Origin of the sequence: Nocardiopsis algeriensis (assembly GCF_014203695.1) — a bacterium.
GTDB lineage: Bacteria > Actinomycetota > Actinomycetes > Streptosporangiales > Streptosporangiaceae > Nocardiopsis > Nocardiopsis algeriensis.
Genome location: NZ_JACHJO010000005.1, coordinates 36,471 through 56,324, shown reverse-complemented (window position 1 = coordinate 56,324; position 19,854 = coordinate 36,471). Strand labels below are relative to the sequence as shown.

At 74.2% G+C, this 19,854-nt stretch carries 14 protein-coding genes; 7 read left to right on the top strand and 7 right to left on the bottom strand.

Features of this window, described 5'->3' with window-relative positions; translation table 11 throughout:
* The first annotated feature begins 35 nt into the window (after positions 1–35).
* The gene (locus FHS13_RS08970; RefSeq protein ID WP_246404987.1) at positions 36–809 is read left to right on the top strand and encodes a phosphotransferase enzyme family protein; all 774 of its coding nucleotides are present in this window, start codon (positions 36–38) and stop codon (positions 807–809) included.
* A gap of 1 nt (position 810) precedes the next feature.
* Here the strand turns inward: FHS13_RS08970 and FHS13_RS08965 are convergent, their stop codons facing one another.
* From FHS13_RS08965 to treY, 4 genes are all read right to left on the bottom strand, one after another.
* Positions 811–1,500 (bottom strand): class I SAM-dependent DNA methyltransferase, encoded by a 690-nt coding sequence (locus FHS13_RS08965; RefSeq protein WP_184290374.1) that lies wholly within the window; start codon positions 1,498–1,500, stop codon positions 811–813.
* Positions 1,501–1,599: 99 nt separating this feature from the next.
* Positions 1,600–3,432 carry a malto-oligosyltrehalose trehalohydrolase gene (gene treZ, locus FHS13_RS08960; RefSeq protein ID WP_184290372.1) on the bottom strand — a complete coding sequence of 611 codons (1,833 nt, stop codon included), beginning with the start codon at positions 3,430–3,432 and terminating at the stop codon, positions 1,600–1,602.
* A gap of 62 nt (positions 3,433–3,494) precedes the next feature.
* Positions 3,495–4,334 (bottom strand): putative RNA methyltransferase, encoded by an 840-nt coding sequence (locus FHS13_RS08955; protein ID WP_425491171.1) that lies wholly within the window; start codon positions 4,332–4,334, stop codon positions 3,495–3,497.
* Between the two features lie 73 nt (positions 4,335–4,407).
* Complete coding sequence (gene treY / locus FHS13_RS08950; RefSeq protein WP_184290368.1) at positions 4,408–6,798, bottom strand: malto-oligosyltrehalose synthase; 2,391 nt, start codon at positions 6,796–6,798, stop codon at positions 4,408–4,410.
* Between the two features lie 201 nt (positions 6,799–6,999).
* Here treY and pstS point away from each other — a divergent pair, with 201 nt between their 5' ends.
* On the top strand, positions 7,000–8,148 hold the full coding sequence (gene pstS, locus FHS13_RS08945) for a phosphate ABC transporter substrate-binding protein PstS (protein WP_184290366.1): 1,149 nt from the start codon (positions 7,000–7,002) through the stop codon (positions 8,146–8,148).
* Positions 8,149–8,155: 7 nt separating this feature from the next.
* Here pstS and FHS13_RS08940 read toward each other — a convergent pair whose 3' ends face one another.
* The 3 genes from FHS13_RS08940 to FHS13_RS08930 form a co-directional block, all read right to left on the bottom strand.
* Positions 8,156–9,823, bottom strand: coding sequence for a glycosyltransferase (locus FHS13_RS08940; protein ID WP_184290364.1), 1,668 nt, complete (start codon positions 9,821–9,823; stop codon positions 8,156–8,158).
* 175 nt (positions 9,824–9,998) lie between these two features.
* Positions 9,999–11,897: a S9 family peptidase gene (locus FHS13_RS08935; RefSeq protein WP_184290362.1), complete on the bottom strand. Its 1,899-nt coding sequence runs from the start codon at positions 11,895–11,897 to the stop codon at positions 9,999–10,001.
* Positions 11,898–12,111: 214 nt separating this feature from the next.
* Complete coding sequence (locus FHS13_RS08930; RefSeq protein WP_184290360.1) at positions 12,112–12,567, bottom strand: Rv3235 family protein; 456 nt, start codon at positions 12,565–12,567, stop codon at positions 12,112–12,114.
* Between the two features lie 156 nt (positions 12,568–12,723).
* Here FHS13_RS08930 and FHS13_RS08925 point away from each other — a divergent pair, with 156 nt between their 5' ends.
* The 5 genes from FHS13_RS08925 (at position 12,724) to FHS13_RS08905 (ending at position 19,750) form a co-directional block, all read left to right on the top strand.
* Positions 12,724–13,557, top strand: coding sequence for a glycerophosphodiester phosphodiesterase family protein (locus tag FHS13_RS08925; RefSeq protein WP_184290358.1), 834 nt, complete (start codon positions 12,724–12,726; stop codon positions 13,555–13,557).
* Between the two features lie 6 nt (positions 13,558–13,563).
* Complete coding sequence (locus FHS13_RS08920) at positions 13,564–14,964, top strand: MFS transporter (RefSeq protein WP_184290356.1); 1,401 nt, start codon at positions 13,564–13,566, stop codon at positions 14,962–14,964.
* 66 nt (positions 14,965–15,030) lie between these two features.
* Positions 15,031–17,991: a DEAD/DEAH box helicase gene (locus tag FHS13_RS08915; protein ID WP_184290949.1), complete on the top strand. Its 2,961-nt coding sequence runs from the start codon at positions 15,031–15,033 to the stop codon at positions 17,989–17,991.
* Positions 17,988–18,692, top strand: coding sequence for a hypothetical protein (locus tag FHS13_RS08910; protein ID WP_184290354.1), 705 nt, complete (start codon positions 17,988–17,990; stop codon positions 18,690–18,692). The genes FHS13_RS08915 and FHS13_RS08910 overlap by 4 nt, the downstream gene beginning before the upstream one ends.
* A 215-nt stretch (positions 18,693–18,907) precedes the next feature.
* A complete protein-coding gene (locus tag FHS13_RS08905) occupies positions 18,908–19,750 on the top strand; it encodes an SAM-dependent methyltransferase (RefSeq protein ID WP_184290352.1) in 843 nt (280 codons plus the stop codon).
* Positions 19,751–19,854 lie beyond the last annotated feature (104 nt).

Here is a 19,854-nt window from a genome sequence, read left to right as displayed (position 1 = left end):
GACGGCACCGCCCGCCGACCGTGATGATGGCGGCCATGGAACAGGTATGTGCCGGCGGAGAGGTGCTGGAGGGCGGCAACACCTCGGGGCCGGTGGTGCGCGTGGGCGACACCGTGCGCAAGCAATGGCACCGCGGCGCCCCGGCGGTCACCCATTTCCTGCACCACCTGAACCGGCAGGGATACGAGGGTGCGCCCCGCGCGTTCGGCCGGTCGCTGCGCGGTGATCAGATGCTGGAGTACGTCCCGGGGACCCTCGCCGACCGGATGCCGCCGATGACGGAGGAAGAGCTGCGGCGGCTGGGCGGGATGATCCGCCGCCTGCACGACCTGGCCGCCGTCTACCGGCCACCGAGCACCTGGACCCCCGTGTGGGACGTGGTGATCCCCGACGAACGCGAGGAGATCATCTGCCACCACGACCTGGCGCCCTGGAACCTGGTGCGCAACGGTGAGCGGTGGGTGTTCGTCGACTGGGACGGCGCCGGCCCCGGAACCCGGATGGGGGATCTGGGTTACGCGGCGCACGGGTTCGTGCCGCTGCACCAGGGCGGCGATCCGGAACGGAGCGCCCGCAGGCTGCGGGCGCTGGCCGACGGCTACGGCTGCGACCGCGCCCAGCGCGAGGAACTGCCCGGGGCGATCGCGCGCCGGGTGCGCGGCATGTACGAACTGCTGGTGGAGGGTGCCGGAACGGGCCGGCAGCCGTGGGCGCGCCTGCACGCCGAGGGCCACGCCGAGCACTGGGGGCCGGCAGCCGACCACGTCGAGCGCCATCGCGGCGTGTGGTCGGCCGCCCTGCTGAGCTGAGTCAGCGCCAGGTGTAGGCGGCCGAGACCGGGTGGCCCCGGTACCTCTCCCACCTGGGCTTGGCCGCCACCCAGGTGTCGTCGACCAGCCCCTCGCGCATCTCGGCCAGGGTCCATCCGGCCGCCGCGGCGGCGCGTACGTGGTCGCTGACCAGGTGGACGTGGGTCGCGATGGCCACGTTCTCACCGGAGGCGTCGGTGTAGTGGGTGGGCATGCCGGTGAGCATCGCGAAGTGCGGGTGGTAGGAGGCGAGCACGAACAGGCCGCCGGGGCGGGCCAGGCGGCGGGCCTCGGCGTACAGGGGGGTGAGGTCGGGCAGGTGCTCGTCGATCAGGGAGGCGGCGACCAGGCCGTAGGAGGCGCCGGGCAGACCGGTCCGGCGCACGTCCCCCTCGGTGAGGCTGTCGTGGGCGCCGCGCCTCTCTGCCAGGGCGAGCATCCCGGGGCTGAGGTCGACACCGTCGATGTGTGCCGCGCCCCTGCCGCGCAGCCAGGTGGCGGTCCGGCCGGTGCCGCAGCCCAGGTCGGCGACGCGGTCCAGTGCCTTCCGGGGAAGCGTGAGGCCGTCGAGGAGCGCGATGTCCATGGCGTCGAGCACCGAGTCCTCGTAGGTGGCCGACCAGCCGTCGTAGCCGGCGGCGATGCCGACGGTGCGGTAGCGGCGGGTGTCGAACTGCGCGAAGTCGCCCATGGCCCCAGTGTCGCTCTCGGAGCAGGAGGTGCGCCAACGATTTTCTCCGGGGGAAGAGGACCGTCCCGCTTCCCCGCGCTCGCGCCCGGCGGGTACCTCTCATCCGGTCGGTGGCGGTCCGGGGTGCCGCACGGCCGAGCCGTCCACGCGCACGAGGGCGAAGGATTCGCCTGCCAGGTGCAGCCGGGTGCCGTCGGCGTCGTGCTTGCCCGAGGCGAACACGGTGGTGCGGACGGGCGCGTCGAGGGTGATCTCGGTGTCCTCGGCGGTGAGGTTGCAGGCCAGGCGCAGGGTGCCGCGGGTCAGGACGACGCGGCCGCCGTCGGCCTCGGCGGCGAAGCGGTCCAGGCGCGGGTCGGCGAGCTCGGGTTCGGTGCGGCGCAGGGCGGTGAGGGCGCGGTAGGTCTCCAGTACCTCGGCGTGCGGTTCGCGGGCGGGCTGGGACCAGTCGAGCACGGCGCTGTCGCGGGTGGCGGGGTCCATGGGATCGGGGATGTCCTCCTCGTTCCAACCCAGGGCGGCGAACTCGCGGCGGCGTCCGCGCCGCACCCCTTCGGCGAGGTCGGGGTCGGGGAAGGAGGCGAAGAAGGGCCAAGGGGTGGTCGCCGCCCACTCCTCCCCCATGAAGATCATCGGCGTGTAGGGCGAGCAGAGCACCAGTGCGGCTCCGCAGGCGAGCAGGTCCGGGGAGGCGTGCTCGGCCATGCGGTCTCCGCGGGCGCGGTTGCCGATCTGGTCGTGGGTGCTCAGGTAGGCCAGAAAGCGGTGTCCGGGGGTGCGCGCGGTGTCCACGGGCGCACCGTGGGTGCGGCGGCGGAAGGTGGAGTAGGTGCCCTCGTGTCGAAAGACGCGGGTGAGGGTGCCGGCCAGCGCGTCGGGGCCGGCGAAGTCGGCGTAGTAGCCGTGGGTCTCACCGGTGAGGGCGGTGTGCAGGGCATGGTGGATGTCGTCGGCCCACTGGGCGGTCATGCCCAGTCCTCCGGCCTCGATCGGGGTGACGGTGCGCGGGTCGTTGCGGTCGGACTCGGCGATGAGGGAGAGCGGACGGCCCAGGGCGGTTGCCAGGGCATCGGTCTCGGCGGAGAGCTCGGCGAGGATCGGTGTGGCGCGGTCGTCGCGCAGGGCGTGCACGGCGTCCAGGCGCAGCCCGTCGAGGTGGTAGTGGCGCAGCCAGCCCAGGGCGTTGTCGAGGACGTGGCGGCGGACGGGGTCGGAGTCGGGGCCGTCGAGGTTGAGGGCGGGGCCCCAGTCGTTCTCGCCGGAGAAGTAGGGGCCGAAGCGGGGCAGGTAGGCGCCGGAGGGGCCGAGGTGGTTGTGGACCACGTCGAGCAGGACGGCCAGGCCGCGGCCGTGGCAGGCGTCGACGAAGGCCTTGAGGGCGTCGGGGCCTCCGTAGGGCTCGTGGACGGCGTACCACAGGACGCCGTCGTAGCCCCAGCCGTGGGTGCCGTCGAAGGCGTTGACGGGCATGAGCTGGACGTGGGTGACGCCGAGGGAGACGAGGTGGTCGATCCGCTCGGCGGCGGCGGTGAGTGTGCCCTCGGGGGTGAAGGTGCCCACGTGGAGTTCGTAGACGACCGCACCGGGCAGGGCGCGGCCGGTCCAGGCGGTGTCGGTCCAGGTGAAGGCGGTGTGGTCGTGGACGCGGCCGGGTGCGTGGACGCCGTGGGGCTGGCGCTGGGAGCGGGGATCGGGCAGCGGGGTGGGGTCGTCGTCGAGGAGGTAGGCGTAGTCGGTCCCGGGGCCTGCGCCGTCCGCGTGGGTGTGCCACCAGCCGTCGCGGTCGCGCTCCATGGGCAGGAGGCGCGGGTGAGGGTCGTCGGCGCCGCCCAGGCGCAGGCGGACCCGTCCGAGATGGGGTGCCCACACGGCGAAGTGGCCGTCGACACCGGTCCCGGGCACCTGGGGACCGGCCGTGGTGGTCTCGTTCACGCAGGGTGGTCTACCCAGGTCGCAGTGCACTCACGCGCGGTTGGCGCTCCGCGGAGGGGGTGTCAGCGGGGCCGGTAGGTGTGCAGTCGGACCGAGGCGGTGGCGGCGACGGGTTCGGGCAGTGCCGCGATGCGTGCGTGCAGGGCTGCGGGGTCGATGTGGCGGGCGCTGGGGCCCATACCCACGACGGTGGCGGTGTCGGCGCGGGTCAGCTCCAGCGGGAAGCGCAGCTCGCGGGTGCCGTCGGGTGCGAAGCGGCCGTGCAGTGTGTCGGCGAGGCGCTCGTCCTTGCGGGGGTCGACCTCCAGCAGTCCCAGGGGGCCGCGGAGTTCGGCGAGGTGGTCGGCGGCGGGGGTGACGACGAGCAGGACGCCGCCGGGACGCAGGACGCGGTGGAACTCGTCGGCGCCGCGCGGGGCGAACACGTTGAGCAGGGCGTCGGCGCAGTCCTGGCGCAGCGGCAGGGCGCGCCAGGCGTCGGCGGTGACGGCGCCGCCGCGTTCGTGGGCCCGGGCCGCCTTGCGGGCGGCGAACTTGGACACGTCGACGGTGAGCCCGACCGCGTCGGGCAGGGCGTCGAGCACGCGGGCCAGGTAGTGGCCGGTGCCGCCGCCGATGTCGGCGACGAGCGGGGCGGGCACGGTGAGTTCTCGCGCCAGGGTGTCGGCGAGGGCGCCGGCGAGGGGCTCGTAGTGTCCGGCCTGCTGGAAGCGCAGGCGGTCGGCGACCATCTCCTTGGTGTCGCCGCTGCCGGGCGGCGTGGCGCCGGTGAGCAGGGCGGCGTAGCCCTCGCGGGCGACGTCGAAGCTGTGCCCCGCGTCGCAGGAGAGTCCGCGCTCCCGGGGTTCGAGCCCGCTCGTGCAGACGGGGCAGGCCAGGGCCGCGGCGACGGCGCCGGGCATGCGCAGTCGAGGTCCCGCGCGGTGTGTGGTGTCGGTGCTCGCCATGATCGCCGCCAGCCTACCTGCGGCGCGGTCAGCGGCGGACCAGGACCGCGACAGGGTAGCGGTCGAGCACCTCCTCCAGGCGGGCGAGGACGGGGCCGCCGGCGGTGTCGGGGGCCAGGGCCCGGCCGGTGAGGCGGTCGGTCCAGGTGCCCGGGCCCGAGGGCAGGGGCAGGGTGGTGCCGGACCAGCCTCCGGCGTCGGCCAGGCCCAGCGGCAGCCGGGTGGTGACGACGGCCAGGTCGGGGGAGGCGGATTCCTCGGAGGTGCGGGCGAAGGCGAGGGCGTGGCGGCGGGCCGGACCCTCGGCGTGCAGCGGCAGGTAGCCGGAGGGGCGCAGTTCGCGGCGCAGGAGCAGGCAGGTGCGGACCAGGTGGAGCTTGGCGGCGCCGGTGTCGTCGACGGGTGGCAGCCACCCCTCCTCCAGGCGGGAGAGGTGGTCGGCGCGGAGGGCGTGGTCGACGGGGCGCCGGTTGTCGGGGTCGACCAGTGAGAGGTCCCACAGCTCGGTGCCCTGGTAGATATCGGGCACACCGGGCCCCAGGAGCTGGAGGGCCTTCTGGGCCAGGGAGTTGCTCCATCCGGCGCCGCGGACCGATTCCACGACCGACAGCACCTCGCCGAGCAGGGTGCGGTCGGCCAGGACACGGCCCGGCCAGGCGCGGACGCGGTCCTCGAACTCGGGGTCGGGGTCGGTCCAGGAGGTGCCCAGCCGGGCTTCCCGGGCGGCCTTGATCAGGTAGTCGGCGAGACGTTCCTCACCGATGGGCCAGGCGCCCACGAGGGTCTGCCAGCCCAGCAGGTTGAGTGCGGGTTCGGGCAGGGCGCACCGCTCGGTCCAGCGGCGGACCGCCTCGGAGAAGGCCTCGGCCGTCTCGGACAGGGCGGCCATGCGGGCGCGCACGTCCTCCGAGCGCTTGGTGTCGTGGGTGGACAGGGCGGTCATGGTGTGCGGGCGGTGTGCCTGGCGGCGGGCGGCGTCGTCGTGGAACTCCTCAGGGGTGACGGCGAAGTCGCCGGGGTCGCCTCCGACCTCGTTGAGCGCGGCGAAGCGGGTGGCGCGGTAGAAGGCGGTGTTCTCGGTGCCCATGCCCGCGACCATGCCGCTGGTCTGCTGGATGCGCACGGCCGCCTCGCCGCGGGGGTCGGTGCGGACGCGGTGGTCGATCGCGTCCAGGTCGGCGGCCAGGTCGGGGCGGTGCCGGGCGGCGGCCGCCACGGCGCGTTCCCAGGCGGCCTCGGCCTCGGGGAGGTAGGAGCGGTAGACGTCGAAGGAGCACAGCAGTTCGGCGACGGCCTCCCGGCGCCGGCGCAGCGCCGCCTCGGAGGGGTCACCGCCGCCGCGGGGCGGCCGGGGCGGCAGCAGGGCGGCGATGCGGTGCACCTCGGCCGCCAGCAGGTGTTCGACGGCGTGGCGGCGGGCGAGGATGTCGACCTCTCCGATGTCGGCCTCCACTCCCTGGTCGAGTGCCAGGGTGGTGAGGTCGGCCTCCCCGGAGGGGTCGACGAGGACACCGCCGAGCACGCGCATCGCGTCGTAGCCGGTGGTTCCGGCCACGGGCCAGGACTGCGGGATCTCCTCGCCGGGGGCGAGGATCTTCTCGACGACGATCCACCCGGGAAAGCGTGCGGCGAGTGCGCGCAGGTAGCCTCCGGGGTCGGTGAGGCCGTCGACGTGGTCGACGCGCAGGCCGTCGATGCGCCCCTCGTCGGCCCAGCTCAGGATCTCGGCGTGGGTGGCGTCGAACACGTCGGGGTCCTCCACGCGCACGGCGGCCAGGTCGCTGACGTCGAAAAAGCGCCGGTAGGTGAGCTCGCGGTCTCCGCGCCGCCAGGACACGAGGCGGTAGTGCTGGCGCCGGTGCACCTGCTCTGCGGTGTCGCCGGGGTCGAGGGTGCCCGGGGCGATCGGGTAGCGCTTGTCGTGGTAGGCCAGGCATCCGCCGGAGAGGGTGAGGTCGGCCAGGGCCGCCCGGCCGCCGTCGCCGTCGTCGGCGAGCACGGGGATCAGGATCGGGCCGGCGTCGAAGTCGATGTCGAAGAAGCGCGCGCGGGGCGAGTCGCGGCCCAGGCGCAGGACGTCCCACCACCAGGGGTTGGCGTCGGGGCAGGCCACCGACATGTGGTTGGGGACGATGTCGGCGACCACCCCCATCCCCAGTTCCCGTGCCTTGGCCGACAGGGTCTCCAGCGCGGCCCGGCCGCCCAGGGCCTCGGAGACGCGGGTGGGGTCGACGACGTCGTAGCCGTGCCCGGAGCCGGGCGCGGCGGTCAGAACCGGCGAGAGGTAGACCGCACCCACTCCGAGCCGGTCCAGGTGGCCGAGCAGGTCCGCGGCGTCCTCCAGGGTGAACCCGGGGTGCAGTTGCAGGCGGTAGGTTGACGTCGGAACGGCCGTGGGCGTGCTGCGCGTGCTTCTCACGCAGGTACCCGTGCCCAGGCCCTCCGCGTGTCATGCACGCCTGCGCGTGCGGGTGGCGCCCTCGTGCGGGGCGGTTTCGGGGCGTCTGCCCGCCAATGGTTAAATTCTTCGGCGGTGCTCCGCCACCAGCCACGACGCGCCGCCGCGGCCGTGGGGCAGGCGGTGACAACCGAGGCACCGACGAAGGAGTGGAAGGCAGACGTGCTCGCGTCCAACAAGCGCACCAGGACAGGCGCCCGGCGCCGCCGACGCAATGCGGGGGCGGCGTCGGCCGCGCTGGCCGGCCTGCTGCTGGCGGTCACCGCCTGCGGCAGTGACGACGCCGTCCGGGATGCGGCCCCGCCGCCGGTGCCCGACGACCTGGAGTGCTTCTCCGGAAGCCTCTCGGGTGCGGGCTCCAGCGCCCAGGAGAACGCGATGACGACCTGGATCGCCGGATACCAGTCGGCGTGCTCCGACGCCCGGGTCTACTACGACTCCATCGGATCGGGTGGCGGCCGCAACCAGTTCATCGACGGCGCGGTGGACTTCGCCGGGAGCGACGCGGCGATGGACCCCGCCGAGAGCGAGGACGCCCTGGAACGCTGCGGCGGTACCGGCACCCTCAACCTGCCCGCCTACGTGGTGGCGATCGCGGTGGTGTTCAACCTGGACGGCATCGACTCGCTGAACCTGCGCCCCGCGACCATCGCGAAGATCTTCGACCAGGAGATCACGCGCTGGGACGACCCGGAGATCGCCGAGGACAACCCGGGCGTGGACCTGCCGGACATGGCGATCACGCCGGTCAACCGCTCGGACGACTCCGGGACCACGGAGAACTTCACCCGCTACCTGGAGACCGCGGCGCCGGACGCCTGGCCCCACGAGGCGGACGGGCAGTGGCCGCTCACGCCGCGCGAGTCGGCGCAGGGCAACAGCGGTATCGCCGACACGGTCAAGCGCGCCGAGGGCGCGATCGGGTACGTGGAGATGTCGCACGTGCACGGCATGTCGACCGTGGACGTGGGCGTGGGAGACGAGTTCGTGGAGATCTCCCCGGAGGCCGCCGCCCAGGTGGTCGCCGACTCCCCCCGCCGGGAGGACAGCTCCGGCGAGAACGACCTGGCTCTGGATCTGGACCACGGCACCACCGAGCCGGGCAGCTACCCGCTGGTCCTGGTCAGCTACGAGGTCGTGTGCCAGGAGTACCCGGAGGAGGGCGTGGCCGAGCGCGTCCAGGCGTTCCTGCGCTACGTGGTCAGCCCGGAGGGCCAGGAGGCCGCGTCGGACGAGACCGGGTCGACCCCGGTCAACGACAGCCTGCGCGAGCAGCTGCTGGCGTCGATCGACTCCATCGGTACCGCCTGAGGCCGGTTCAGTCGCGCGTGCGCCCCGGTCCGCGCACCCTCCGGAGGGTGCGCCCCAGCCGGGAGCGCAGCCATCCGCGCGCCGCGCGGGCCCGGCCTCCGGGCCCCCGGCGGTTCTCCTGCCGGGGCGGGGGCCCGTCCTCCTCGCCCTCGGGGGCTGGGGGGAGGACGAGTCCGTCGGGGTCGGGTTCGGTGCGCGGCAGCGGCGGCACCGGCCGGTACAGCGACAGGTCGGTGAGCGTCTCCGCCCCCGCGTGGATGCGGTAGCGGCCGTGGACCTCGGTGACGACGTCGCCCAGATCCTCTCCGGCGCGGCGCACCCGCAGGGCGCGGGCCAGTGCGCGGGTGCGCCACAGCCGTACGCCGGAGCCGGGGAGGGCCGGGCCGGCGGGGAGGAGCTCGGTGAGTCCGGCGCGGGAGCGCTCGGCACCGGCCAGCATCCGGGACAGGGCCACCTGGCCCAGGCCCCAGGTGACCGGCACCTGGAGCAGGAAGGGCGAGGGGAAGCCGGTGCGCGGCATGGCGGAGGCGAAGCCGACCCGGGGTTCGCGCAGGTAGTTGGCCTGGATCAGACGCAGATCGAGTCGGGGTCCGCCGGGGGCTCCGCTCCCGGTGCCCTCCCAGTCGGCGACCAGGGTGAGGACGAGGTCGCTCTCGGCGCCGGCCAGCAGCCGGTCGACGCAGTCGCGGACCAGGTCGTAGGGCGCTCCGGACACGTCGACGACCGCGCGTACGAGGGGCACGCGCCTGCGGTGGACGGGGACCCTCTCCCGGTAGGCGTGGGGATGGGGCATGAGTTCGGCGAGCACCTCGGTGCGGTAGCGCGCGGAGGGCAGGCGGGTGCGGGCGGTGCCCGCTCCGCCGATGTGCCAGGCGGTGGCGGCGGGTTCGGGCACCATGACGGCCCCCGCCTGCCAGAGCCGGTAGCCGAACTCGGTGTCCTGGCCCAGGTCCAGGTCGGGGTCGACGCCGCCGGCCGCCTCGTAGAGGCTGCGCCGCAGTGCCGCCGCGGCGCCGATGTAGGCGTGGAAGCCCAGGTGGTCGGACTCGCGCAGGTCGTTGCTGACGCGGAGCAGCCTCTCCACCCAGTCGTGTTCGCCGCAGGGGCCGAACTGCTCGTGCAGGGTGCCGGCGCGGATCCGGGACAGGACCTCGGCGGGGCTTCCGGGGGCTGTGTCGGCGAAGCGGACGCGGCCCAGGGTGACGGTCTCGGCGTGCACGTGGTGCCAGCGGACCTGGGCCTCGACGAAGTCGCGGTCCACGACCATGTCGGCGTCGAGCCACAGGAGGATGTCCCCGGTGCTGGCGTGGGCCCCGTAGGCGCGTGCGTATCCTGCGCCCCGGCCGCCCTCGGGGGCGGGCAGGAGGCGGCAGCGGCCGGGGCGCAGCCGGGGCAGGCGCAGCGGCGGGGAGGAGTGGTCGTCGACGACCACGACCTCCAGGAGGTCCTCGGGGTAGGTCTGCCCGGCCAGGCAGGCCAGGGTGAGGTCGAGGCGCTCCTGTCCGCCGCGTGCGGGGATGATCACGCTGACGCTCCGGTAGGGCCGCCATCGCCCGATGCCGGGGGGTTCCAGCGCGCTCCAGTCGTTGTGGGAGACGCGGGTGAGGACGCGTTCGACCTTCCCCCGGTGCGAGACTCCGTCGACATGAGACTCTGCGTACTTATTCTGTGACACAGAGTCACTATAGTCCTGTTTTCCATGAAAGGAGGGAGCGGGCGTCCGAGGAGCCCGGTCGGCACGGCAAGGCCGGGAGGGCCCCCGCGGCCGGGGCGCGTCCGGCGGATGCCCGTGCCGGGGCGCGGCGCCCCGGCACGTCACTCCCCCTGGGCGGCATCCACCGCACCGCCTCCTAGAGGTGGCGCTGCCACCAGTCCAGGACCGCCTCGAAGCGGGCCGCGCGGTGGCTGGGCAGGCCCGAGCGGGTCAGCTCGTGCCCCTCACCGGGGAAGACCAGCATCTCGGTCTCGTGCCCGCGCAGCTTCAGCGAGACGAACAGGCGCTGGGCCTGCTCCAGCGGGCAGCGCCAGTCCTCCTCCGAGTGGATGATCAGCATCGGGACATCGATCTTGTCGGCATGGGTGAGCGGGCTCTCCCGCTCCCAGGTCTCCTCCGGGCCGTACAGCGGCTCGGGAAAGAACGACCCGATGTCGGAGGATCCCCTGAAACTGTCGATCGCGTTCACGGCGCGCTCGCTGATCGCCGCCCGGAAGCGCTCGCCGTGGTGGGCGCTGATCCAGGTGGTCATGAATCCGCCGTGTGAGCCGCCCATGACACCCACCCGGGAGGAGTCCAGCCGCTCGTCCTCCAGTGCCGCGTCCAGGAACGCCAGCACGTCGGCGGCGGTGACCGCCCCCACCGAGCCGATGATCGCCCTGCCGTGCTCGCGCCCGTAGCCGGAGGAGCCGCGCGGGTTGCACATGACCACCGCGTACCCGGCTCCCGCGTAGACCTGGGTCTCGTCGAAGAGCTGGTGCCCGTAGGCGGCGAAGGGACCGCCGTGGATCATCAGCACCACGGGGTGCGGGCCCTCTCCCTCGGGCAGGGTCACCCAGCCGTGCACGGGGTGTCCGTCGGGGGCGTGCGCCGTCAGTTCGGTCATCGGCAGCGGCTCGGGGCCCTCCGTGAAGGAGGTGAGCGCCCGGGCGCCGTCCTCCCCGACCGCGAACAGCTCACCGCTGCTGCGGCCGTCGGAGACGACGGCCACGACCGTACCGCCCCGGCTGTCGAAGGACTGCACCTGCGCCTTGCCGCTCAGCACGTCCCGGGGCCGACCGCCGCCGAGGGGCACCAGGACCAGGTCCACGGCGCCGCGCCGCTCGGCCAGCCCCAGCAGGCCCTCCGCGGTGGCTCTGGGGCCGCCGATCATCCGCGGGTCCTCGGCGGGGGTGAGCCGGACCGGCGCCGACGAACCGTCGGCGGGCACCGACCACAGGGCGGTGGTCTGCCCCACGAAGTCGCGCAGGTCCTCTCCGAGCTCGTCGCCGAGGAAGTACACGGTGGCGCCGTCGTCGGAGTACTCCGGCTTCCCGGCGCTCAGCTCTCCGGCGGTGACCCGTCGCAGAGGCGCGCCCTCCCGGGGCTCGCAGGCCCAGAGGTCGACGACCAGGTCGGTGTCGCGGCTCCCGTGCCGGGAGGCGGAGAAGATCAGCTCACCGCCGTCGGGGCTCCAGGCCACGTCCTGGTGGTCGTGGTCCCCGTCGGTCACCCGGACGGGCTCACCGGCCTCCCCGGAAGGGTCCACAGGCGCGGAGACGAACACGTGGGAGCGGCGGTCGTTGGTGAATCCCAGGCCGTCCACCCGGTACTTGAGCGCGGTGATGCGCCGGGGCGGCTCCTTGGCCGGCTCGCCGCCGGTGTACCTGTCGGGTTCGGGAACGCGGGCGGTGTAGGCCAGGCGGGTGGAGTCGGGGCTCCACACCGGGGCGTCCGCACCCAGGGGGTGCGCGGTGAGGGCCCACGGTTCGCCGCCGTCGGCGGGCAGTACGTGGATCTGGGGCCGCTTGTCGGCGTCGGGGCGCAGGAAGGCGATCCACCTGCCGTCCGGGGAGAACACCGGGGCGCGGTCCCTGTCCCCGCGGGTGAGCCGCGAGGGCGGCGCGGAGCCGTCGGTGGGCACCGACCACAGGGAGCCGAGGTAGGCGTCCTCCTCCAGGTCGGGGCGGGAGACGGAGAACACGGCCCGGCTCCCGTCGGGAGACAGGGTCGGGGCGCCGATGCTGTGCAGGCGGGTGATGTCGTCAGGTCTCATACACGGGTGGCGGTCCCGGTGGGGCCGCCCTCTCCTTCTCTTCCGACGGCGTACCCGGTCCTGGGCACGCCGTACGAGCGGGGGCGCGGCGCGTCCGCAGCCGGATCGGGGGTGCGCCACCGGGACACTATCGGCGCGCCGCCCGGGAATCCACGGCGCGGGGCGCTGGGGGTGCGGGGTGCCGGGGGCGCGGGCCCGCGCCCCCGGCGGGAGGTCAGCGGCGCAGCCCGTCGGTCTCCAGGCTGGTGCACACCCAGCGGCCCTCCTCGCGGTGGGCCCGGAAGGCGAAGGCGCGCGAACGCATGCCGCAGCCGATCACGGCGCTGGCCTCGACGGAGTCGCCGCTGGGCTGGTGGAAGACCCGGACGAGGCGGGGCGCGAGCCGGCAGGGCACGGCGCCGCGCAGGCGGCGCAGCTCCTCCCGGACCTGGACGGTCACGCGGTCGCGCAGCGCCTCGGGGGCGCGGCGGCCCACGAGGACCTCCGCGACCTGCTGGGCGAGCAGGTACACGTCGGCGGGGGTGCGGTGGCCGTGCAGCACCGCCCGACACGGCCGGGGGAGCACGCGGCGCTCGGGGGTGCGCGCGGGGGTGGCGACAGGGCGGTGCAGGGCGGTGTGGCCTCCGCAGGCGGGGCGGGGGCAGGAGTGAAGGGGAGAGGTGTGCGACATGAACAGTTCCCTTCCGAGAGGACGACGTTCGCCGTCACCTCCACACAGAGGCCGCCCCGACCCCTCCGTGCCACCTGGAATTCCAGGTTTTCGGGTCAGGGCCGGCTCCCGGCGGCGGACATTTCCCCGTTCCCCGCACGAGGGCATACTGCCCTTGTGACCGATGCCTACCTTTCCTCCCCCGTACCGCTGGCCCTCGCCCACCGGGGTGGATGGCTCACCGACGACCGGGGAGTGCGCCGCACCGAGCTGGAGAACACCGCACCGGCCTTCCAGCACGCCCTCGATCTGGGCTACACGTACCTGGAGACGGACGTGCACGCCACCAAGGACGGCGTGCTCATGGCCTTCCACGACGACACCCTGGACCGCGCCACCGACAGGTCCGGGGCCATCGCCGACCTGACCCGCGCCGAGGTGGCGCAGGCCCGCGTGGGCGGGCTGGAACCGGTGCCGCTGCTGGAGGACCTGCTCGGCACCTGGCCCCGCGCGCGGTTCAACATCGACCTGAAGTCGGACGGCGCCGTCGAGCCCCTGGTCGAGGTGCTGCGCCGCACCGGCGCCTGGGACCGGGTGTGCGTGGGCTCCTTCGACCAGCGGCGCCTGGACCGGGCACGGCGCCTGTTCCCCCGTCCCGTCGCCACCTCGTGCGGGCCCGTGGAGGTGGCCCGCCTGCGGGCCGCCTCGCTCTCCCCCGCGCTGCGTCCGCTGGCCTCCCGTGCACCGGTGTGCGCGCAGATCCCGATGCGGCGGGGCTCCTTCCCCGTGCTGAGCCGCGACCTGATCCGCACCGCGCACCGCCTCGGCATGCAGGTGCACGTGTGGACGGTCAACGAGACCGCGGTGATGGAACGCCTGCTCGACGCGGGTGTGGACGGCATCGTCACCGACAACACCGCCGGCCTGCGGGACCTGCTGGTCCGGCGCGGGCAGTGGGCGGGCCCCGCCGGCTCCGGACCCGGAGCCGGCCTTCCCCCACAGAACGGATAGTCCGCCATGGAGAGTTCCGCAGGGCCCGCCGCAGGCGGCGCCCCCTCGGCCGACCCGGCCGAGCGCCGCCGCGAACAGCGCGGCTGGTACGTCTACGACTGGGCCAACTCGGTGTTCATGACCTCGGTGGTCACCGTGCTCATCGGCCCCTACCTGAGCGGTCTGGCCTGCGCGTCGGCCGGCGCTCCCGATGCCGCGTCGTGCCTGGACCCGTCCCTGGTCCTGGACGTCCCGGGCCTGGGCTTCCTGAACCTGCACCCCAACTCCCTGTACCCGGCGCTGACCACGGCGGCGATCCTGCTGCAGATCATCGGCCTCCCGGTCGTGGGTGCGATGGCCGACCACTCCCGGCACAAGAAGCGGTGGCTGCTGGCGTTCGCGCTGGGCGGGTCGCTGTGCACGGCGGGCCTGTACCTCGCCTCCGACGGCTACCTGGCCGCCTCGGTGCTGTTCGTGCTGGCGAACCTGCTGTACGGCTTCTCGATCGTGGTCTACAACGCCTTCCTCCCCGAGATCTCCACGGCCGACGAGCGCGACCGGGTGTCGGTCACCGGCTGGGGCCTGGGGTACCTGGGCGGTGCCCTGCTGCTGGCCGCGCACCTGGTCCTCGTGACGAGCGCCGACTCGCTGGGGCTGACCACCGGCGAGGCCGTACGCATCGCGTTCGCCTCCTGCGCGGTGTGGTGGGCGGGGTTCACCGTCCTGGCCGTCCGGCCGCTGCGCGACCGCTACGGAGCGCTGGCCGCGCGCGGCAGGAGCGGGCCGGGGGCGGCGATGCGCCAGTTCGGCCGCACGGTCAAGGACATGCGCCACCACCCCGACAGCTTGATGTTCCTGCTCGCCTTCATCTTCTTCAACGACGGCATCCAGGCCACGATCCGCTACGCGGCGCCCTTCGCCACACAGGACCTCGGGCTGGAGCAGGGCGCGCTGATCACCACCATCCTGGTCATCCAGTTCGTGGCCTTCGCCGGGGCGTTCGCCACCGGGGCGGTGGCCCGCCGCCTGGGAACGAAGCGGACCGTGCTGGCGAGCATCGCCGTGTGGATCGGCCTGGTGGGCACGGCCTGGTTCCTGCCCGCCGGGAACGTCGGGATGTTCATCGCACTGGGTGTGGGCATCGGCCTGGTGCTGGGCGGCACCCAGTCACTGGCCCGGTCGATGTTCTCCCTGCTCATCCCCAGGGGCAGGGAGGCCGAGTACTTCAGCCTGTTCCAGATCTCGGACAAGGGCTCCACCTTCCTGGGCTCGCTGACCGTCACGGTCGTGGTCTCCCTCACCGGCGGCTACCGGATGGCGGTGGTCTCCCTCATCGCCTTCTTCGTCCTGGGCGGCGTCCTGCTCTGGCGGGTGCGCATGCGCCGGGGCATCCTCGCCGTGGGCAACGAGGTGCCCGAGAGGCTCTGACCTCCTGGCGGTCCTGTCCCCGGCTCCCCCCATACTGGGCCGGTGACGACTGACCGGGGGACGGGGATGCGGGTACTGCACGGCGCCTGGGACGGGGACGCGCTGGCGGTGTGGGGCGAGGGCCGCCCCGCGCGGAGCGGCGGCCGGGACTCGGCGTCCCCGCCGCACCCCTTCGCCCTGGTCCCGCGGGCCCTGCGCGACCTGCTGGCCGCTCCTCTGGAGGGTGAGTCCCTGCGGGTCGCCCCGCTGGAACTGCTCCTGCCGGGCACCCCCGACGCGCCCGAGCACTCCGCCCGGGCGTCGGCGCATCCGGCCGCGTTCCATTCCTGGAGCGTCCCGGCCCTGCGTCTGGCCCCGGCCGCCGCAGAGCGCCTCCTGTCCGCGCTGGAGGGCCGGGCAGAGGTCGCCGGAGCCGCCGTCGGGCCCTCGCTGGGGCACCTGTGCGCGGTGCGCGGGTTCGCCGAACTGCTCGTGCGCTCCGACTGCGTCCTGCCCGGCCTGGCGGGCGGCCGGGCCCGCTGGCGCCCGGCCCCGCTGGACCCGGTCCGGGAACACCTGGCGGCGCTGACCGCGGCACTGCCCGCCTCGGCCCGCGCGCACCTGCCCGGCCGCTCCCCCGGCGAGGCGGGGCGGGTCTGCGTCCTGGAACCCTTGGAGCTGCTCACCGACGCCGTGGCCCGCCGCCTGGCCCCGCCCCGGTCCGGCACCGCGGCGGAGGGGTCCGGCCCTGCCCTGGCCGCCGCCCTCTCCACCGGCGGCCCCCCGCCGGACCCCGGAACCGTCGAGCGGCTGCGCGGACCGCTGCGGGACTGGCGCTCCCGGGTGCGCGGTCAGGGCCGGGCGGCGCTGCTGTTCCTGCTGCGCGAACCCGACCGGAACGGTCCGTGGACGGTGGAGTTCTGGGTGCGCTCGTCCGCCGAGCCGGGCCTGCGCCTGCCCCTGGAGCAGGTCTGGCTGGGCGAGGGCGCCGCCTGGCTGCCCTCGGACGTGGGTGCCACCGCGCTGTCCGATCTGCGCCGGGCCGCCCGCCACCATCCGCTGCTGCGCCGCTGCCTGCGCGACCTGGCGCCCTCCCGGCTGCTGCTGGGCACCGAGGACGCCCAGCGGTTCGTCTCCGAGGCGGCGCCCGGGCTGAGTGCCGCCGGGTTCTCCGTGGTCCTGCCCGAGTGGCACGGAAGGTCCTCCCTGGGGCTGCGCATGGACGCGCAGGAGCCGCCCGCCCGGCGTCGCGGCGGTGTGGGCCCCTCCGACCTGGTCGACGTCTCGTTCGAGGTGCTCCTGCGCGGCGGGGAGGAGGGCGCGGAACCCCTCACCGAGGAGGAGCTCGCCGAGCTCGCCGAACTGGCCCGGCTCAAGCGCTCCCTGGTGCGCGTGCGCGGGCGGTGGATGGAGATGGACCCCGACCGTGTGGCCGCGGCCCTGGAGATGGTCGTCCGGCACGGCGCCCGCCGGATGCGCACCGAGGAGGCGCTGCGCACCGCCGTGGGCGCGGCGGGCACCGCGCCCCTGCCGGTGGAGGAGGTCCGGGCCTCGGGCCCGCTGGGCGCCCTGCTCGGCGGCGGGGCCGAGTCGTCCCTGCGGCCCCTGGAGACCCCGCCCGGATTCGGCGCCGTCCTGCGGCCCTACCAGGAGAGGGGCGCCTCCTGGCTGCGCTTCCTCGGTGAGCTGGGGCTGGGTGCGGTCCTGGCCGACGACATGGGCCTGGGCAAGACCGTGCAGCTGCTGGCGCTGCTGGCCGACGAGCGCCGCGACGGCCCGGCTCCGGGGCCCACGCTGCTGGTGTGCCCGGTGTCACTGGTGGGCAACTGGAGGCGCGAGGCCGAGCGCTTCGCGCCCGGCCTGCGGGTGCACGTCCAGCACGGCCCCGAACGTCCCCAGGGCAATGACCTGGCCCGTCTCGTGGGCGCCTGCGACCTGGTGGTGACCACCTACGGCGTGGTCGCCCGCGACTCGGCAGAACTGGCCGGGCTGCCCTGGCACCGGGTGGTGTGCGACGAGGCGCAGGCGCTGAAGAACCACGGCACCCGGCAGGCCCGCGCGGTGCGCTCCCTGCCCGCCCGCACCCGGATCGCACTCACCGGGACGCCGGTGGAGAACAACCTGGGTGAACTGTGGTCGGTCATGGACTTCGCCAACCCCGGCCTGCTGGGCACCGCCGCGGCCTTCGAGCAGGCGGTGGCGGGCGAGAGCGGCCCCGACACCGCCCGTGTGCGGCGGATGACGGGGCCGTTCGTGCTGCGCCGGCTCAAGACCGACCGGTCGATCATCGCCGACCTTCCGGAGAAGGTGGAGATGCGCACGTGGTGCACGCTCACCCCCGAGCAGGCGTCGCTGTACAAGGCGGTGGTGGAGGAGATGACCGAGCGCCTGCGGGAGGCGGACGAGAAGGAGAAGAAGGGGCTGGTGCTGGCGACGATGTCGCGGCTCAAGCAGATCTGCAACCACCCGGCCCAGTTCCTCGGGGACGGTTCGGCGCTGGCGGGGCGCTCGGGCAAGCTCGACCGGCTGGAGTCGATCCTGGGCGAGGCCGCGGCCGAGGGCGACAAGGCCCTGTGCTTCACGCAGTACGCGCGCTTCGGCGACCGGTTGGCGCCCTACCTGCGTTCGCGCCTGGGCGTGCCGGTGCTGTGGCTGCACGGGGGCACGCCGCGCGCCGATCGGGAGGAGATGACACGGCGCTTCCAGGAGATGGCGGGACCGGCGGTCTTCCTGCTCTCGCTCAAGGCTGCGGGGACGGGACTGAACCTGACCGCGGCCAACCACGTGGTGCACGTGGACCGGTGGTGGAACCCGGCGGTGGAGAACCAGGCCACCGACCGGGCGTTCCGGATCGGGCAGCGGCGCGACGTGCAGGTGCGCAAGATGGTGTGCGTGGGGACGGTCGAGGAGCGGGTGGACGAGATGATCGAGCGCAAGAGCGTGCTGGCCGACGGGGCGGTGGCCACCGGTGAGGAGTGGCTGGCGGGGTTGTCGGTGGAGGACCTGCGGGAGGTCGTGCGCCTGTCCCCCGAGGCGGTGGCCGGATGAGCGGACGGGAGTGGTCCGAACTCGTCGGCCGGGCGCTGCCCGGCAAGGGCGTGCCCGGCGCTGTCCGGCTCTCGGTGCGGCCGGGCGAGGTGTCGGCGCTGGTGGGAGGCCAGGAGGTGAGCCTGATCCGCGCGGTGCCCGGCGAGGCCGACTGGGAGCGCGTGTGCGCGGCGCTGGCCTCGCAGCCGCTGTTCGGCTCCCGGGTGCTGGCCGGTGAGCTCCCGGTCGCGGTGGCGGAGGTGTTCGCGCTGCTGGGGGTGGACCTGGTGCCGCGCGGCTGGGACTCCCTCGTGGCGACGTGCTCGTGCGACCGCTGGGAGGGCGTCTGCGTGCATCTGGCTGCCGCCGCGGCGGCGCTGGCGGACGAGGCGGAAAGGGATCCGTTCGTCCTGACACGGTGGCTGGGCAGGGAGCGGCGAGCACTACAGGCGCAGGTCAGGACACTGGGCGCCATAAACATCCCTACAATGCCAGAAGAGACAACCGGGAACAATTCTTCTGGAACGGCAATGGAGGAAGATTCGTCGGTTTCTTCCGGAACCGAAACCCCGGCCGAACCGGGTTCGGCGGCGGCATTCTGGTCGGCGCCCGCCCTCCCCGCCCCTCCTGTCCTGCCGCGCAGCGCGGGAGAGCGCATCCGGGCAGCGGCGCCGGGTGCCCTCGCCGACGAACTGCCCCGTTTCTCCGAACCGGGAACATGATCCCGAGCACCGCCGAATACGCGCTTTCGGATTTCCTTGGGAAAACCACGGTAAGAGCTGGGAAACACCGTTACGATTCGGCGGAAGATCACTTCCCCCCGACACGGTGACACCACCCCGTACGGCAGCCTGCGGCCCCGCCCGCGGCGCACACGAGTAAGGAGGCAGGGGCCCCCTCCATCCGGTCGCGCGCCGGGTGGCGCCCCGGACCGCTCATGGCCAACCGCTTCCCCCCCGACATCGACATGGAGACGCCCAGCATCGCCCGCATGTACGACTACCTGCTGGGCGGCAAGGACAACTTCGAGGTGGACCGCCGGGCCTGCGACATGCTCCTGGAGGAGTTTCCCGAGACCCTTGCCTACGCCAACGACAACCACGCCTTCCTCTCCCGCGCGGTGTCCTACGTCGCGGCCCGCGGGGTCGACCGGTTCCTGGACCTGGGGGCGGGGCTGCCCACCTCCGACAACACCCACCAGGTGGCCCAGAAGGTCAACCCCGAGGCCAGGGTGCTCTACGTCGACAACGACCCCATCGTGCTCGCGCACGGCCGCGCCCTCCTCGCCGGCGGCCAGGGGCGTACGGCCTTCCTGAACGCCGACATCAGGAACGGCGCGGACGCGCTCCTCGACGCCCCCGAGACCCGCAGTCTGCTGGAGGGAGGCCGCCCGGTCTGCGTGATGACGGTGTCGCTGCTGCACTGCCTCCCCGACAGCGACGACCCCTTCGGCCTGCTCGAGCGCCTGTTCGCGCGGCTGCCGTCGGGGTCGTGCCTGGTCTACTCGCACGTGGTCTCCGACGACCCCGAGACCGCGCGGCTGACCACCGAGCGGATCCTGTCGTTCGGCACCCCGTGGGGCCGGGTGCGCAGCCCGCAGGAGGCCGAGGCCGCCTTCGAGGGCCTCGAACTGGTCAGTGCCTGGAGCGACGGCCGCGAGGAGGGGCCGCGGGCCGTCGACTGCGCCGGCTGGCGCCGCCCCGGCACCGAGCCCCGTGCCCGGCCCGCCGACCCGTCGGTGCGGCTGTGGGAGCACGCCGGGGTCGCGTTCAAGCCCTGAGGCGCGGGGCGCCCGCCCAGGCGGCGGGCGCCCCGCGGCACCGGGCCGTGTCGTGGAGGTGCTCCCGCCGCATCGGCGAACCGTCGGGCAGGCGCTCCCTCGCA